Here is a 17,335-nt window from a genome sequence, read left to right as displayed (position 1 = left end):
ATGCGACTTTCCGTGTTTGTTCAAGTCTTTTACCAGCGATTTGCGCCGCTGTGTTTCCAAGGGGAAACGCATCATGCTAAGATGAGCGCTTTTCCGAGTTGATTTTTAACGTCGGAGCGGTCCAGGTTTCAGGCAGGCAGATCAATAACAGCGGATAGAATTCCAGTCTTCCCGCTAACATGACCAGACACAATACCAGTTTGGAAAACGGCGGGAAAGCGGCATAGCTGCCCAGCGGACCAACGCCGTTCAAGCCGGTGCCGGAATTATTCATGCAGGTAAGCACGGCGCTGCCGGCCGTTTCCAGATCCGCGCCAGCCGCCGCTAACAAAATCCAGCCGACGAGGAAAAACGACAGATAAATGAGGATAAACGTTAACGTACGCTGGATTGTGGCTTCCGCAACAGGCTGTCCGTCCAGCGTCGCAATTTTGACAATCTGCGGCTGACGGCTGCGGTGCAGCTCCCGTTTCATGGCTTTTCCTGCCACGATGACCCGGGCGATCTTCAAACCGCCGCCGCTGGAGCCGGTGCAGGCGCCGAGCATTGTGATCAAGGGCAGAAGCAGCCGGCAAAGCTGCGGCCAGCGGTTAAAATCGGCGCTGGCGAAGCCGGTGGTGCTGATCGCGCTGGCGGTTTGGAAGAAGGCCAGCCCCAAGGCATTCACCAACGCTTTTCCATCCAGAATCAGACTGCCCGCAATGATCAGCCAGAATCCCAGAAACAATCCGGCATACCAGCGCAGCTCCTCGTTTTTCAAAGCCTGCGCCGCCCGGCCGGTGACAAACAGCCACACAAGCTTGAGATTGACGCCGAAAATCAACATGAAGAATGCGATGATGGATTCCACGGCCGGGGACTGATAGGCGGCAATCCCAAGATTCCGGGTTGAAAATCCGCCGGTGCCGGCGGTTGCCAAAGCGTGGCAGACACTTTCCCACAACGGCATTTTGGCAAAACATAAGAGGATCGCTTCCACAAGGGTTAATCCGCCATATACCCCACACAGGACCGCCGCGCTCTGCCGGAAGCGGGGAAATAATTTCTCCGCCGCCGGACTGGCTTCTGCTTCCGCCAGATTCATCGTGCTGCCTTGGGAAGCGGGGACAAGCATGACCATAAATACGACGAAGCCCACCCCTCCAATCCACTGCGTCAGTGCCCGCCACAACAGAAGTGAGCGGGGCAGCGCTTCCACGTCGGTCAGGATTGTCGCTCCGGTGGTCGTATAGCCGGAAATAATTTCAAATACGCTGTCGATGAACGAAAGCTGTCCGCTCAAACTCAGCGGCAGCGCTCAGCACAGCGATAAAATCAGCCAGCAGAGTCCGATGCTCAGCAAGCCCTCACGGGCTGAAATCACCCGTTCGCCGCGGCCGTAGCGAAGCAACAGGCTGCCGGGCAGCGCGCAGCATAACATCGGGATCAGAAAAAGGTCGAGCCGTTCCCCTGAAATTGCTGCGAAACATAAGGGAAGGGCCATTGCGGCTGCGGATCCGAGCAGTGAAGCGCCGGCGATCCAACCGGCCAGCTTCCTGTTCATACCGACCGCAGCGGAGTTTCAAGCAGATCCGCGAGACGGTGAACTTGCCCGGCCGGGGCTAAAACAATGATGAAATCGCCGGTTTGCAGCTGATCCCGGCCGCCCGGGATGATCATCTGGGCATGCCGCAGAACCGCGGTGATCAGAATGTTTTTCTTCAACGGCAGCGCCTGTAAAGGCGCGGCGACAATGCGCCGGGCATCCGGCCCGATTTCAAATTCAAGCGCTTCGATCTGACCGCCGGCCAGCGTGTGCAGCGTAATGATCGGATTTTCATCGCGGCTGTCGATCGAACGGACATAGCCGAGAATCTGTTCGGTTGCCAGATCCTTGGGCATGACGGTACGGATTTTGGCTTCGTGCAGGATCGGCAGATAGGAATGCGTATTCTGACGGCAGAAGACCAGGCCGATTTGCCGGCTTCTGCCATACAGCGCAAGCATGGCGTTGATTTCATCGCTGCCAATCACGGCGATCAGAGCATCCATCGCATCAAAGTTCAATGTCTGTAAAAACGGATGATTGGTCGCATCGCCCCGGCAGACGTCCACTTTATGAAACCAGGTGCTGATGAGGGCGCAGCGGGCCGGATCCTTTTCCACGAGCGTGATCTGAACCGGCTGATCCGCCAGCTGCTGGCAGAGGGATAAGCCGAGATCGCCGCCGCCCAGAATAAGAAGCTGCCGGATTCCGGTTGTCCGCAGTTTTAAGCGGCTGAACAATGCCAGCGCTTGGGAACGCGAAGCGGTCAGGGTTAAATGATCCCGGGCCTGGACGATGAAATCGCCGCGGGGGATCGAAGCCTGATCGCCGCGCAGACACAAGCTGAACAAATAGCGGCCGGGATAGGCTTTGCGGATTGCCGTCAGATTCTTTCCGATCAGCGCTGAACCGGGCTGAACCTCGAATTCCATCAGTTCCACGCGCCCGGCAGAAAAGCTGTCGACATTGACCGACGCCGGAAATTCCAGAATTCTGACCAGCTCCCGGGCTGCCAGTTCGTCCGGATTCAGCGACAGCGATAAGTTTAAATCCTGACTGAGTAAGGACAGAGATTTTAAAGCGGTGGATTCCTGCATCCGGATTAAGGCGATCCGACAGCCTGAATGCCGGGCCATTAACGCGCTGAGCATGTTGGCTTTTTCATCGCGGGTTACGGCGATAAACAGATAGGCATGATCTGCCCCGGCGGCATTTTGAACGTCGAGGTCCAGCGCGGATCCCTGCAGGCATAAAACGTCGAGCTGGCGGCTGACGCGCTGGCAGACTTCGGGATCCGCGTCGATAACGGTGACGTTATGCCCTTCTTTCATCAAGGTGCGGGCCAGATGATAGCCGACGTTGCCGCAGCCGGAAATAATGATATTCATAAGCGTTCCTCCTGATTGATCGGAGGGCTTCCCGCTTCGGACAAGCTGGCGGGCAGTCCGTGAGGTTGTTCTTTTCTTCATTATAGCATGCGGATCTGTTCTCTACCGGACTGTTTCTGATTTCGGGAAAACGAAAGTGGTAGAAAAAGGATGAAAACGGAATGGATCAGGGATAACGCTTAAGAAGCAGAAAAAAACCCGGAAAATTCCGGGCTTTCTAAGTAAAGAGATCCGACGCTATAAGCAGCGGTCCAGAATCTCCAGCACTTCTTCAATCTTCGCTTCGGCGTCTTCCGGTTGGCCATGCATCGCGTCCTTCACGCAGCCGTGAATGTGGGCGCTTAAAATCTCCTGATTGACCTTTGCCAGAATCGCCGAGGCGGCCTGGATCTGGTTGGAGATGTCGATGCAGTAGCGGTCGTCCTCGACCATCCGGATCACGCCGTCGATCTGTCCCCGCGCTGTTTTTAACAGCTGCAGGGTGCGGGCGGCGTCGGCTTTCATTTACGCGACGGAAACGACTTCGTATCCCGCATCGGTAACGGCCTGGATCAGCGCGCTGTCTTCCACCGGCTGGCTGCAGCTGACGACCGCTTTCTTTTCGTCCAGCGTGACCTCTGCTTTTTCGACGCCGGCGACGGCGTTGAGCGCGGCTTCGACGCGGGCCTTGCAATGAGCGCAGGCCATTCCGTTTACGATCATAGTTTTTGTCATGTTCTTTTCTCCTTTATTTTTAAATTCAATATGCTGGACGGCAACCTGCGCGGCAGGCGCCGAGGAAGACTCCGGGAGTCCGGCCGGGCGCGGACTGGAGAATAATTTCAGCCGCAGCGCGTTGGAAACGACGCTGACGGAGCTTAAGCTCATCGCCGCCGCGCCGAACATCGGATTCAGCTTCCAGCCTAACAGCGGAATGAACACGCCGGCGGCCAGCGGAATCCCGATGCTGTTGTAGATCAAAGCCCAGAACAGATTCTGCTTGATGTTGCGCAGGACAGCTTTGGAGAGCTTGATGGCCGTGACGGCGTCCCACAGATCGCTTTTCATCAAGACGATATCGGCGGATTCAATCGCCACGTCTGTTCCCGCGCCGATCGCGATGCCGACGTCCGCCTGGGCCAGCGCCGGGGCGTCGTTGATGCCGTCGCCAATCATGGCGACCTTGCGGCCTTCGGCCTGAACCTGGCTGACGACCCGCTGCTTATCGGACGGCAGAACCTCGGCGATCACGTTGTCGATCCCGGCCTGGGCGGCGATCGCCTGGGCCACCTGCGGGTTGTCGCCGGTCAGCAGGATCACGTCGATTCCCATCCGTTTGAATTCAGCGACCGCGGCGCGGCTGGTCGGTTTGATCGTATCAGCGACGGCGATCATTCCCAGAACCACTCCGCTCTGGGCGATGAACAACGGCGTGCGGCCCTGCGATGCGGCGTTGTGATGCAGCTGTTCGATCTGCTTGTCCGCCAGTCCCATCGCCTGCATCATTCTGAGATTGCCGGCAGCGGTCGGCTGGCCGTCGATCAACGCCCGAACACCCTGGCCGGCGATGTTCTCGAATTGATCAACGGATTGGATCTTGGCATTTTGTTTCTGACCATAGCGCACGATCGCTTCCGCCAGCGGATGCTCGGACACCGCTTCCAAGGAAACGGCGGCGTCCAGCAGCGCGGCTTCGCTTTCGCCCAGAACCGTGACCTCGGTGACTTCCGGCTTGCCGGTTGTGACCGTGCCGGTTTTATCCAGAATGACGGTTTGTAAGGAATGCGCTGTTTCCAGCGCTTCGCCGGATTTAATCAGAATACCGTTCTCCGCACCCTTGCCGGTGCCGACCATGATCGCGGTCGGTGTTGCCAGCCCCAGCGCGCACGGACAGGAAATGACCAGGACGGCGATTCCGATCGATACCGCGAAGCTGATTGATTCGCCCAGAAGCAGCCAGATGACGGCGGCCGCCAGGGCGATCGTGATTACAACGGGAACGAAGACGCCGCTGACCTTGTCGGCCAGCTTGGCGATCGGCGCTTTGGAGGCTGACGCTTCTTCTACCAGCCGGATGATCTGCGAGAGCGTGGTGTCCTCACCGACCAGCGTCGCTTCCATTTCCACCGCGCCGCTTTTGTTGACGGTTGCGCCGATGATCTTTTCACCGACGGTGCGTTCGACCGGAATGCTTTCGCCGGTGATCGCCGATTCGTCAAAGGCCGCGCTGCCCTGTACGATCACGCCGTCGACCGGTACGCTCTGGCCCGGCTTGACGCGGAGGCGGTCGCCCGGGCGGACATCCTCGACGGGAATTTCCACGAACTCTTCACCGCGGCGGACCCAGGCAGTTTTCGGCGCGAGATCCATCAGCTTGGCGATCGCTTCCGAGGTTTTGCCCTTGGAGCGGGTTTCCAGATATTTGCCCAGCGTGATCAAGGTCAGAATCATCGCCGAAGTCTCAAAATACATGTCCATCGCCCAGCTGTGAACCTTGACCATATCCTGCGCGCCCAGTCCCATGCCGATTTCATACAGCGCGATCACGCCGTAGACGATCGCGGCGGCGGAACCGATGGCGATCAGCGAATCCATGTTCGGCGAGCGCCGGAACAGGTTCTTGAAACCGTTGGTAAAGTAGTGGCCGTTGACGATCACAACCGGCAGACACAACAGAAACTGCGTCAGCGCAAAGTTCATCGTGTTTTCATGACCGAGGAAAAACGCCGGAAGCGGCCAGCCCATCATGTGGCCCATCGACAGATAGAACAGCGGAAGCATGAAGACGACGGAGATGATAAAATGGGTCTTCATCGTTTTGATCTGCTTCTCCATCGGATTTTCCGCGGCTGACGCTTTGGAAGCCGCCGCGGGTGCGCCGTGCTCCTCGGCGTGATAGCCGGCCTGTTCGACAGCCTGCAGAATCTTATCGCTGGTCAGCTGATTTTCATCGAAGCTGACGGTCATCTTGTTCGCCAACAGATTGACGTCGCATTGTTCGACGCCGTCCAGCTTGCGCACGCCGCGCTCGATCGCAGCGCTGCAGGCGGAGCAGCTCATGCCTGTAACATCATAAGTTTTCTTCATTTCATCACCTCGAGTACCCCACCCCTAGGGGGTGTATGGAAGTAGCATAACGCACATCGTTTTTTCTGTCAATCGCAATGCTTTTTCAAGACTCGAATTCCTTATCTTTTCAGGACTTAAATTCCTTGCTTTTTCATAACTTAAATTCCTTTGCGGTCCCCGATCCTTTATATAGGATAAACCGGCCGGGTCAAATCATACCCGGTCAGGATGAGAAAAAGAAAAAGGACGCGTTAACGTCCCTGAAATGGAAGCAGAAGCGCTTCGGGAGTTTTCCGCGGGCGCGGAGCGGGCTGTTCGGCCGGGTAGCCCAGCGCAATAGCGGAGACTAACTGCAGCTGAGGATAACCTACATAGGCGCAGATTTCCTTTTCCGTATATTCGGTATCGCGGATCCACAAAGCGCCTAAGCCGAGGTTCACCGCTTCCAGACAAACATGCTCGATTGCGGCGCCGATGGATAACAGATCACCGGGGATCCACAGCTCGTCCGGTTCTCTGAAGACAAGCATCAGGACAGGCGCGTTTTGTATAATCTGAGCGGTGTGCCTGGAACTGTTGACATAGCCGGGCAGTTCTTCATCGTGACTTTCAAACAGCTGAAGCATAATCCCGGCGACCTGATCTTTCCGGCCATCCTCTAAAATCATAAATTGCCAGGGCTGGCGGTTTTTCGCCGACTGACACAGCCGCGCGGCTTCGATCAGCTTTTCCAGTTTGGCTTTTTCCACAGGTTTTGTTTCAAACTTGCGGATACTTCGCCGCTGTGCGATTACTTCTTCCAATTCCATGATTGAACCTCCTTTTTGCGTTCTTTTTCCAGTGTCAAATCTGAATTGGGACCTTGATCCTATTGTAAAGGATCGCGCGAGGAAAATCATCGAATTGAATGAAAAACAGGGGCGAAATCATCGAAATAGTAAAAATTTTAAAAAAATCAAAAAAAAGAGGGGCTTTTTTCAATTTTGCGCAATATTAATACTAGAGGGACGATTTCCCTGTTCCAGACTGATTTCTGTTTGCAACTTCCTTCAAACCTCCAAATACGGATCGTCCCTCTCCCCTTATTCAAAAAAACAATTCTGAAGCATTGAAAACAGTCTGACCGTTTTACAAGACCGTTGAAGGAAAGCGTTGGTTGTTTCCTTGTTCTGATCAAGTCTGAATCCGAGGGTATTGTTCAGCCTGATGGCTGGCCTGCGTTACTTTCTGCGAAGACAAAAAGCGGGAACGCCAAAAGAAAACCGGGATTATTCCCGGCGTTTGACGATATTCAGCTGGTACAATTCGGGATGCATATACAATTCGTCGAAATCGAAAATCTTCCCGTTTTTCATATAAACTGTATTTGCGATCTTGATGATCGGCATCTTGGGATCGCAGCGCAGGATTTCCGCAATGTATTCGGGCGGGAAAATCGCCGAGATATTCTGATAGTCACAGTCGATGTCGTAGCCGTTTTTTTCGGCATAGTCGTATTTTGAGGATTCCAGAATTTTAATCGACATGTCGGGATGCAGATCGACGGCCATGTAGGTACGTTCAAACATGATCGGTACGTCGTCGGCCATCCGCGTCCGCTCGATGTAGTAAATCCGATCCTCCGGCCGGATGCCGAGAATCCGCGCGACGGTCTTGCCGGCGGTGGTCACGGAAAAGGTATTGACGATGGAGGTCGGCACTTTTCCCATGTCCCGCATATCGTCGCTGAAGCTTTTGATCAGCGGGGTGCGTTGGATGACGTTGGGCTTGGCGACGAACGAGCCGCTGCCCTGATTGCGGTAGATGTAGCCCCGGGTGGTCAGATTGCCCAGGGCCTGACGGACGGTTACGCGCGAGACGCCGTATTCCCTGGACAGCTCAGCCTCGGTGGGAAGCAGGTCGTCCGTGACGTATACGCCGCTGTTGATTTTATCAATCAGATCATTTTCAATTTGTTTATATCGCGGAATCCGCGCTTGCTTTGAGCTTGCCATGGTTTCACCTTCTGTGCCAATCATAGCATATTTGTATTATTATGACAAGAAAGAAAGGGGTTAATAGTAATACAAATTGAGAAAATGTGACTTGAATTGACAATAAATTACAAAATTTGTATTGATAAATTATGATATTGATAATACAATGGACTCGGAGATAAACCTTGAGGGGTTTATGAGAAATAGGGAGGAAAAACTTTATGTCTTTAATTCAGGCACTCCTGATAGGCGTATTCGCTTATCTCGGCCGAAACCAGGTACCATGGCTGTTTGGTACGACTGGCGGATTCTACTGTGTCGGCAGACCGTTGGTAGCGGGCGCTATCGTCGGTTTGATTCTGGGGGACGTCACCACCGGCGTATTGTGCGGCGTGGCGGTTCAGGCCATGTATCTGGGCCAGATCGTCGCGGGCGGCGCAATGCCGTCTGACGTGAACTACGCGGCGTTCATCGGTATTCCGTTAGCGATGGTTGCGGGCGGCGGCGCGGAAGCAGCGATCGCGTTAGCCATTCCGTTAGGCGCGTTAGGCACCGCGATGCACAACTTCACGATGACGGTCAACTCGTATTGGGTTCACCGGGGCGATAAATGTGCGGAACAGGGCAATGTTTCGGGAATCGCCCGCAACAACCTGTGCGGCACAATTCTGCATTTAGTTGAACGCGTCAGCGTCGTAACGATCGCCTGCTACTTCGGCGCTCCGGCTGCGGAAGCGATTCTGCACGCGCTGCCGCCGATCGTCTTACAGTTTTTGCAGGTTGCCGGCAAGATGCTTCCGGCGCTGGGCTTCGCGCTGCTGCTGAAGCAGATCGTTGCCGAAAAGTGGATGATCGTGCTGTTCTTAATGGGCTGGATCATCACTCAGGCGACCGGCATGACGACTACCGCGTTAACCATTATGGCCGTCGGCGTCGCGCTGCTGTTCGTTATGGCGAAATATAACGGCGCCGGCAACGCGGCTGCCGCTGATGAAGGAGGAGATTACGATGAGTAAGAAACTGGACCGCAAGGACGTTAAGAACGCCGCATGGACTTGGATGTTCTTCCACCACTGCGCGCAGAACTTTGAACGTATGCAGGGTTTGGCCTTCTGTCATACGATGTCGAAACCTCTGGAAAAGTTATACGGCGATAATCCGGAGGAACTGGAAGCGGCGCTGACCCGCCACATGCAGTTCTTCAATACGGAACCGCAGTTGGGCAGCGTCATCCCGGGCATCACGATCGCTCTGGAAGAAGCGCGGGCCAACGGCGGCGAAGTCGACGCGGAACTGATCATGGGCACCAAGAACGCCCTGATGGGTCCGTTTGCCGGCATCGGCGATTCCATCTTAATGGGAACCTACAGCCCGATCCTGCTTTCGATCGCGATCGGTTTGTCTGCCGGCGGTTCGCCGATCGGCGCGATCTTTTTTGTGATCGCCTGGCTGGGTACCGTCATTCCGTTAAAATACTTCATGTTCATGAAGGGCTATGATTTAGGCATGGATGCCGTCAAGCTGTTGATGAACAAGGAAATCAAAGACAAGATCACGACTGCACTGACGATGGTCGGTCTGATCGTTATCGGCGGCGTCGCTTCGACGACCGTGGCTGCGCCGATCAAGTTTGTCTTCACGGCAGGAGAAATGACCGTTTCGATTCAGGAAATCCTGAACAAGATCATGCCGACTTTGGTCCCGATGTTAGTCACCGTGGGCTGCTGGCTGCTGGCGGACAAAAAGGGCTGGAACAGCAACAAGCTGATCCTTGGCATCCTGGGTCTGGCTGCCGTCATGGTTCTGTTAGGCATTATGTAATTCACGACAGTCAGGCGCTGATTGCGCCTGTCTGTTTCATCAGAAAATGAATCTTCATTCTCTGATGAAACAGAAATGAGTGTAAACAATAACGATAAAGGGAGGAAATAGACGTATGGATTATAAAATTCTTTGGACGGATATGCACAGCAACATCCACCACGAACAGATGAACGAACTGCCGCAATGGTTTGACCAGGTACAGAAGATGATGGATTTCTGGCCAATCGCCTATTATCCTTATACCATGCGCAAGGATGAAACGGGGCTGGGCGTGGAAGACCGTTATCCATTAGACGTAATTGAAAAAGACTGGGAAGCACTGCGCGAGTTTACGGAGAAAGTCAACGCCGCCGGATTCCCGATGTTTATGGGCTACGAGTGGCAGGGCGCCGGACAGGATGGCGATCACAATGTTTTCTGCAAGGATAACCGGCAGAAGATGGAATATCCGCTGCGCTATGCGGATCTGGTCCAAGCCTATGCGGGTAAGGACGTGATCGGGATTCCGCATCATCTGGCTTATCAGCTGGAAAACCGCGGCAAGAACTGGGCCACGCATAACGAAGCCTTCTCGCCGTTTGTGGAAATCTATTCTTCCCACGGCAGCAGTGAAAACGACAACGGCCCGATTGAAATGACGCGCCATGTCCACATGGGACCGCGGACGGGCGAAACCTGTGTTGAACGGGGGTGGGAAGATGGCTACAAATTCGGCGTCATCGCCTCGGGCGACAACCATTCCGCTCCTTGCGTCTATGGCTTTGGCTACATGGCCTGCTTAGCCGAGGGCAACACGAAGGAAGCGATCTGGGACGCGATGCAGAAGCGTCATACCTACGGCGTATCGAAGGATCGGATTCAGGTCAGGATGCAGGTCGACGGCAAGCTGATGGGCGATGTCATCGAACCAAATCCGAAAGCGAAACTGACGCTGGACGTGATCGGCAGCGACGCGATCGACCGGATTGAAGTCATTGAAGACAATCAGGTTGTGGAGATGATTCCGCATACCTCCACCTGGGAGCGCAAGCCGCTGGGTGAGACGATCCGTTTCAAATTTAAAGTGGAATTCGGCTGGGGACCGGACCGCCGGATTTTCCCGGACATCGCTTCGCGTCAATGGAAAGGCGCGCTGGAAGTTCCAGGTGGAAAACTCCTCAGCATCGAAAAATGCTGGAGCAACTTCGGACAGGATCTGCACGACGTGACGGATAACCGCTGCGAATTTGATCTGACAACGTACAAGACAACGGCCACTGGCAAGTGGATGGGACCGTCGGCTGTCACGACGGAAGGCTTTATCTTTGAAGTGGAAACCGATCGGGAAGGCACGGTGCTGCTGAGCGTCGACGGCGTTGAATATCCGCTGGCAGTCGGGGATCTGTTAAAGACCTCGCGGGTCGTGGAGCTGGAAGAGGAAGCGCGTCAGCTGGTGAAAGATCGCTTTAACTTCACAGATTATTACCGGACTGATCCGTGGTGGCATAACGCGTATAAATTCAAAATCGGCCAGGCCGTTGTGGAAAACGGCTATCATGTCCAGCTGGAAAGAACGCTGGATCTGAGCGACGTCAAGCATCTGCGCTTACGAATCTGGGAAAGAAACGGAGGATGCGCCTGGACAAGCCCGGTCTTTGTTGAAAAGAAAGGGGAATAACCATGAATATTCTGTATATTCACACCCATGACAGCGGGCGGATGGTAAGCCCCTACGGCGTGAACGCACCGACGGACAATCTGTTGGCGTTTGCCCGGGATGCCGCTGTGTTCACCCAGGCATACTGCGCGGGGCCGACCTGTTCGCCCAGCCGCGCGGCGCTGCTGACAGGGACCTATCCGCATCAAAACGGGATGCTTGGTCTGGCTCAGCGGGGGTTTGGACTGACCGACTACCGCCGCCATCTGGCGCAGTTTCTGGGGCGTCATGGCTATCATACTGTCCTGTGCGGCATCCAGCACGAATCTGGCTGGTATCTGGACGCCGACGCCCCCGGCAAGCTGGGCTACAATGAGGTGCTGACCGCTTCCGCAGATCCTTATAAAAAGGAAGACCTGCATCTGTGGGACGCCGTCAATGCCGATCATGTCTGTCAGTGGCTGGATCAGGCGAAAGCGGACGAACCGTTTTTCCTCAGCTATGGCATGCACAGCACGCACCGGCCTTATCCGGTTGAGATCTGCGAGGCGGTGGACGAGCGCTATGTACGCCCGCCGTTTCCGATCGACGACAATGGGGAAACCCGGCACGATCAGGCGCAGTTTCTGACTTCAGCCTATTACATGGATCAGAATTTCGGCAAGGTCATCGCCAAGCTGAAGGAAACGGGACTGATGGAGAAGACAATCGTGATGTTCACGACCGATCACGGCGTAGCGCTGCCGTTTAATAAATGCAATCTGACCGACAGCGGGATCGGCGTATCGCTGATCATGCGGGTGCCGGGGGCGAAGGCCAACGGTCAGGTCATCGACGCTTTGGTTTCGCATGTCGACGTGATGCCGACGCTGTGCGATCTGCTTCAGCTGGAAAAACCAGACTATCTGGAAGGCACCTCGTTTGCGGAAGTCTTCGAGAACATCAGCGCGGAGCCGGTTTCTGAGATCTTTGCCGAGGTGAATTTCCATACCAGCTATGAACCGATCCGCTGTGTGCGCACACGCCGGTATAAATATATCCGCTACTATGACGAAAGCTGGACGAAGCTGAACCTGTCGAATATGGACTCGTCGGCATCCAAGGATTTCTACATGCGCAACGATTTAGCTACGCAGACAAAAGATACGGAAGCGTTGTACGATTGTTACTACGATCCGGACGAGCGGAAGAATCTGGCGCAGGATCCGCGCTATCAGGAAATTCTGGAAGACCTGCGTGAAAAACTCAGAGCATTCCAGATCCGGACGCAGGATCCGATCCTTCACGGTGAGCTGGAAATGAAGCCGGAGTACAAGGTAAACAAAAAAGAATGCGTCAACGCGTCAAGCAAGGATCCGCAGGATTACGATCCGCGCGGGCGCTGGCAATAAATAAGCGAAAGTAAAGCGCTGAGAAACGGAAAATTCCGCTCCTCAGCGCTTTTTGTACAGGAATCCTCCGGCAGCTCTGGAATTTATGATAGAATAAGACCAATGATGCAGGGAATGATTTACGTTATTTAAAAATGGAGGATCGGCGGATGGCGAAGCTTTTCTATTTTATCCCGGCTGTGCTGGCCGGCTTGTTCTACGGTTTTTGCGGAGGAGTGCTCGGTGATTTTGGAGCGATCAATCCCCTGGCTTGGGTGTGTACCGCACTTCTGGCGGCTGGCGCTGTCCTGATGGCCAGGAAAATCGCGTTGGGTTGTCTGTTTGGGATTGCGGTCGGTGCTCTGTTGATCGGAATGGGGCTGCGGGAAACCGGGCAGATCGTGAAGGAGTGGCCGGCGGGGATGCTGTTGATCGCCTATTCGTGCGGCTCAGGCTGGCTGTGCTGGAAATCCGCGGCCAAGCGCGAGGCTTGATCATGCGGCTGCTGTTACGCTTAGCGTCCGCGGAGGATGCGCCGGTCATCTGGGAAATGCAGAAAATTGCTTTTCTCGAGCTGTTGGAACGATATCAGGATTACGATACCAGTCCCGCCAATCAATCGCTGGACCAACTGCGGCTTCGCTGTTCGCAAAAAGACCGTTATTATTATTTCATTGACGTAGATGGGAATCCGGTTGGCGCACTGAGCGTCACCGACAAGCAGGATGGAAGTCGTAAGCGCCTTTCCCCGATGTTCATTCTCCCGCAGTTTCAGGGCCGGGGCTATGCGCAGGAAGCGATTCGACAGGCTGAGAAAATCCATGGCGAGCGAGGATGGGAGCTGGATACGATTTTACAGGAGGAACGTCTGGTCCATCTCTATGAGAAAATGGGATATCGGAAGACAGGAAAAACCGCGGCGGTGAATCCCCGGATGACGTTGGTGTTTTATCAGAAACTTTAGCTTGCTTACGCAGATATGAAGAAAGAAAAGCCGTCGGATTTCACAATCGAAATCGGGCGGCTTTTCGCAAGATTTATTGAACTCACAGGGAAATCCGATTGTAAACCGGGATTCCCTATCTTTTCTTTCGCAAGACCGGATTGCCTGAACGATCCATCAGGCGCCGGTCTGTTTTCCACAGAGCTGGCGGCCGGGGTGTTTCAGACTGAAATCCTGCGATTGGGATTATTGACCGGGTTTGATTTGAAACGAAACCGTATAGGTTTGATTCTGCTTAATCTGATATTCTTTTAACGGCTCTGCGCCCCAGCTGCCGTTGCCCAATCCACGCTGGGCAGCGTCCAGATGCAGCAGCGGCTGATCTAACTTTTGCGCGTCCTTCATATGCGCGGCGGAGGCGAGTGAAAGTTCATCCCAGGTCATGATGTTCATGCCGACAGGTTCGTCAAACGTCAGGGTCAGCGCGTTCGTTTCACCGTTGAGCGTCAGGCTGCGGACCTCTGTCCGGTTGCCGCTGTCCTGCGGTTTCAGCAGCTGATCGTTATAGAAATCATTAATCTTTGCCGTCCATTGTCCCAACCGGGAACCGGTATGGCGGTCGATGTAATTCTCTTCGGGTCCGCGGCCATTGTAGCGGATCTCGTTTAACGAAGCGTCCAGACTGAGCGTCAGCCCTGCCCGGGCGAGTGGACCGACCTTCTCTTTCGACGGCACTTTCATCGTCATCGCCACCGCGACCTGACCATTGCCTTGAATGGTAATCTCCGTTTCCAGACTGGTGTTGAATTCGTTGATCGTCCCGGAAGCCTTGATCGTCAGCTGTTTTACTTCACCGTTTTCTTCTTTGCGCTGAATTGAAGGCGATTTGTACTCAACCGCTTTGCCAGCCTGCCGGACAGCTTCGGAGAACTGCGGATCGCCGGAGGTTTCGGCACGGTAGAACGACGGCTGCGGACCGCCGGTCAGGAAGGTCTGATCGCCGAGCCGGTAAGCTTCAATTTCCATTTTTGCGGGATTCAGAATCATTTCAAAGTCCTCATTTTGTTCAGTCCGGCCCTGAATCGTCCATTTGCCCTCCTGCTCGCTTACGGTCAGCGAAAGATCCGGGGACACGAATGCCGCTGGCTTGCCTTCCTGCAGAACAAACTGTTCAAACGCCAGGATATCGCCCTGTTTTCCGCCATAAGCATTGGCCCAGCTTTGATCCTGGCTGTATTTCACGTCGATCTCCAGAATCACTTCCGCGTCGGAATCATAATCCGGCAGCGCGACGTCGATCGTTTTGGACATCCCGGGCGGCAGTGCTTTTTCTGCTTCGCTTAAGGCTGCCGTATGGAACAGCGTACCGTTCTGGTAGAAGTTCAGCTCGACCGCAAAAGCATTCAGATCGGTCGCCAGGAATTCGTTGGTTATCGTTAACCGGCGCTTTTTGGAATCATAGGTGAAGCTGACGTCCTGCTGGACCTTCTTCACTTCCTCCAGCTCTGCGCTCGGGGTGCGGTCGGCATTGACTAAGCCATTGCCGCAGAAATCACCGTCGTTGAGCGGCGTTCCCCAGTCGCTGCCGTAGCCGTAATAGAATTGGCCTGTGACCGGATCGCCGGTCAGAATCGTCTGGTCGATGAAATCCCAGATGAAGCCCCCCTGCAGCTGCGGATAGGTTTTAAACAACGCGAAATACTCCGCTAAATTCGCGACGCCGTTGCCCATCGCGTGAATATATTCAGACTGGAAAAACGCGTGCTTGTTTTTCTTAGCGTAATCTTTGAGCTGATCCAGCGTCCAATACTGACTGCTGGCCACATCGACCATCGACGTTTCGCGGGTATCGCCGATCCGGTTGTCGCGCTCATACACACGCAGACGCTTCGGATCCCGCTGAAGGATCCACATCGAAGTGTTGTAAAACGGATAATTTTCATTCATTTCATATTCGTGATACGTCGCTTCGTTGCCCAGCGACCAGAACAGCACGCTGGCGTGGTTTTTATCCCGTTCGACCATGCTGACGGTCCGGTCCATGATCAATCCGTTGTAGAGCGGATTGTTGCCGGGAACGCCCAGCTCCTTCTCTCCGATATGCGATTCAATGTTGGCTTCATCCACGACGATCAGCCCCAGCTCATCCGCAACGTCGCAGGTCAGCGGATGATTCGGATAATGCGAGGTGCGGAAGGCGTTGATGTTGTAGGCCTTCATCAGCTTCAGATCGGTGATGATTTCCTGCGCGCCCAAGGCCCGGCCCTTGACTGGATCGGTTTCATGGCGGTTGACGCCTTTGAGCATCAAGGGTTTCCCGTTGAGAAGCATCTGCTGGACACCGTCGACGGTCTGAACTTCGATTCCGCGCAGCCCGATCCGCTGGCAAACGCTTTCCATAACCTCGCCCGCTGCGTTTTTCAGCGTGAGGACAAGCGAGTAAAGATGCGGCTGATCGGGTGTCCACAGCTTCGGCTGATCAATCGTGAAATGAGCGCTCAGCGTAGTTCCCGTCTGATTTTCAGTTGTTTCCAGTACGGGTAATTCCGGACTTTCGAGGTTCAGGGGCTGATTGAACACGGCGTGGCCCTGATCGACCAGCTCCATTTCCAGCGTCCAGCCTGCCTGCGGCTGCTGCGAAAGATTACGCAGATCGACGTCAACCTGAACCTGCGCCTGGGCGTAGTCCTCAGCGAGATCGCTCTGTACAAACAGATCGCGGATTTCCACCGCTTCCCGCCCGATCAAGGTTACATCGCGGAAAATTCCGGACAGCCGGATAAAATCCTGATTTTCAAAGTAGCTGCCGTCCGACCAGCGGTAGACCTCGACTGCGATCGTATTGACGCCTTCCTTTAAGTAAGGCGTGATATTGAACTCCGCGGGTGTGTAGCTGTCTTCGCTGTAGCCGATCGGCTGACCATTGATATAAACATAAAACGCCGACTCCACACCTTCAAAGCGCAGGAAGACATGCTTGTTCTGCAGCCCTTCATCCAGCGTAAACTCGCGCTTGTAGTGACCGACGCTGTTGACGGCGGTCGCGGCGACGGGCTGCCCCTGTGCGCCGTATTGGATCGCTTCATAGTTCAGCCACGGATAAATCTGATTGATGTAAATCGGAGGCTCATAGCGGAAGCTGCCGTCTTCCTTCCACTGAGTCTGAATATTGGACGGTACGTCGATCTGATCCCAATCCGACGTGTCCCAATCTTCCCAATACCATTGCGCGTCGTAGCCCGCCAGGTTTTTTAAACGGTCCGTCGGTTTGGCGGCATAGTAAAACGCCCAGCGGCCATTGAGCGACTGAATCCGCGAGGACGAGGCGGCATTGATTTCATCCAGAGCGCTGGTCTCTGCCAGAAGCGCCTGCTGGGATGAAGGATAAGGCGTCAGGGCAGCCCGGGCCGGTTCCCGGTGAAGCTGCCAGACCTCCATCTGATCGTACCATTCCTCGCCCGCAAACGAAGCGTCGGTCGGCAGCGGTTCAATGCTCGGCCGCGGCGTACCCTGCGGTTCGACAAACTGATCCATTTTCGATGAACAGCCGCCTAAGATCAGGCCGCTGATAACCAATCCAAGTATGATTTTTTTCATGAAAACCTCCGAAATTGTTATCATCACT

Annotated in this window: 14 protein-coding genes; 6 read left to right on the top strand and 8 right to left on the bottom strand. The window is 54.6% G+C overall.

Going from position 1 to position 17,335, the window contains the following annotated elements; all coding sequences use genetic code 11:
• Nucleotides 1-76: 76 nt before the first annotated feature.
• The 7 genes from BQ7364_RS05585 to BQ7364_RS05555 all read right to left on the bottom strand — a co-directional run bounded on the left by BQ7364_RS05585 (nt 77) and on the right by BQ7364_RS05555 (nt 7,955).
• Entirely contained in the window at nt 77-1,282 is a 1,206-nt protein-coding gene (locus BQ7364_RS05585) for a TrkH family potassium uptake protein (RefSeq protein WP_072683802.1), read from the bottom strand.
• 15 nt (nt 1,283-1,297) lie between these two features.
• On the bottom strand, nt 1,298-1,543 hold the full coding sequence (locus BQ7364_RS05580; protein ID WP_072683801.1) for a hypothetical protein: 246 nt from the start codon (nt 1,541-1,543) through the stop codon (nt 1,298-1,300).
• Nucleotides 1,540-2,913 carry a Trk system potassium transporter TrkA gene (gene trkA / locus BQ7364_RS05575; RefSeq protein ID WP_072683800.1) on the bottom strand — a complete coding sequence of 458 codons (1,374 nt, stop codon included), beginning with the start codon at nt 2,911-2,913 and terminating at the stop codon, nt 1,540-1,542. Before trkA ends, BQ7364_RS05580 begins: the two co-directional genes overlap by 4 nt.
• A gap of 237 nt (nt 2,914-3,150) precedes the next feature.
• Nucleotides 3,151-3,417, bottom strand: coding sequence for a metal-sensing transcriptional repressor (locus BQ7364_RS05570; RefSeq protein ID WP_006059334.1), 267 nt, complete (start codon nt 3,415-3,417; stop codon nt 3,151-3,153).
• On the bottom strand, nt 3,418-5,979 hold the full coding sequence (locus tag BQ7364_RS05565) for a heavy metal translocating P-type ATPase (RefSeq protein ID WP_072683799.1): 2,562 nt from the start codon (nt 5,977-5,979) through the stop codon (nt 3,418-3,420).
• Between the two features lie 233 nt (nt 5,980-6,212).
• Complete coding sequence (locus tag BQ7364_RS05560; protein WP_072683798.1) at nt 6,213-6,770, bottom strand: nitroreductase family protein; 558 nt, start codon at nt 6,768-6,770, stop codon at nt 6,213-6,215.
• A 459-nt stretch (nt 6,771-7,229) separates the two neighbouring features.
• The gene (locus BQ7364_RS05555) at nt 7,230-7,955 is read right to left on the bottom strand and encodes a GntR family transcriptional regulator (protein WP_072683797.1); all 726 of its coding nucleotides are present in this window, start codon (nt 7,953-7,955) and stop codon (nt 7,230-7,232) included.
• A 203-nt stretch (nt 7,956-8,158) separates the two neighbouring features.
• Between BQ7364_RS05555 and BQ7364_RS05550 the strand changes: the two genes are divergently transcribed.
• The 6 genes from BQ7364_RS05550 to BQ7364_RS05525 all read left to right on the top strand — a co-directional run bounded on the left by BQ7364_RS05550 (nt 8,159) and on the right by BQ7364_RS05525 (nt 13,731).
• Complete coding sequence (locus tag BQ7364_RS05550) at nt 8,159-8,953, top strand: PTS mannose/fructose/sorbose/N-acetylgalactosamine transporter subunit IIC (RefSeq protein WP_072683796.1); 795 nt, start codon at nt 8,159-8,161, stop codon at nt 8,951-8,953.
• Nucleotides 8,946-9,758, top strand: coding sequence for a PTS system mannose/fructose/sorbose family transporter subunit IID (locus tag BQ7364_RS05545; protein ID WP_229100679.1), 813 nt, complete (start codon nt 8,946-8,948; stop codon nt 9,756-9,758). Before BQ7364_RS05550 ends, BQ7364_RS05545 begins: the two co-directional genes overlap by 8 nt.
• Nucleotides 9,759-9,873: 115 nt before the next feature.
• A complete protein-coding gene (locus BQ7364_RS05540) occupies nt 9,874-11,418 on the top strand; it encodes a DUF3604 domain-containing protein (RefSeq protein WP_200798766.1) in 1,545 nt (514 codons plus the stop codon).
• Nucleotides 11,419-11,420: 2 nt separating this feature from the next.
• Nucleotides 11,421-12,788 carry a sulfatase family protein gene (locus tag BQ7364_RS05535; RefSeq protein ID WP_072683794.1) on the top strand — a complete coding sequence of 456 codons (1,368 nt, stop codon included), beginning with the start codon at nt 11,421-11,423 and terminating at the stop codon, nt 12,786-12,788.
• 149 nt (nt 12,789-12,937) lie between these two features.
• A complete protein-coding gene (locus tag BQ7364_RS05530; RefSeq protein ID WP_072683793.1) occupies nt 12,938-13,261 on the top strand; it encodes a hypothetical protein in 324 nt (107 codons plus the stop codon).
• Nucleotides 13,262-13,263: 2 nt separating this feature from the next.
• Nucleotides 13,264-13,731, top strand: a complete 468-nt coding sequence (locus BQ7364_RS05525) for a GNAT family N-acetyltransferase (protein ID WP_072683792.1) — start codon at nt 13,264-13,266, stop codon at nt 13,729-13,731.
• Between the two features lie 225 nt (nt 13,732-13,956).
• Here the strand turns inward: BQ7364_RS05525 and BQ7364_RS05520 are convergent, their stop codons facing one another.
• Nucleotides 13,957-17,307 carry a glycoside hydrolase family 2 gene (locus BQ7364_RS05520; RefSeq protein ID WP_072683791.1) on the bottom strand — a complete coding sequence of 1,117 codons (3,351 nt, stop codon included), beginning with the start codon at nt 17,305-17,307 and terminating at the stop codon, nt 13,957-13,959.
• Nucleotides 17,308-17,335 lie beyond the last annotated feature (28 nt).

It is taken from the genome of Holdemania sp. Marseille-P2844 (assembly GCF_900120005.1).
Lineage (GTDB): Bacteria > Bacillota_I > Bacilli_A > Erysipelotrichales > Erysipelotrichaceae > Holdemania.
Note: the sequence above shows the minus strand (reverse complement) of the source record. Positions and strands in the feature narration are given on the sequence as shown.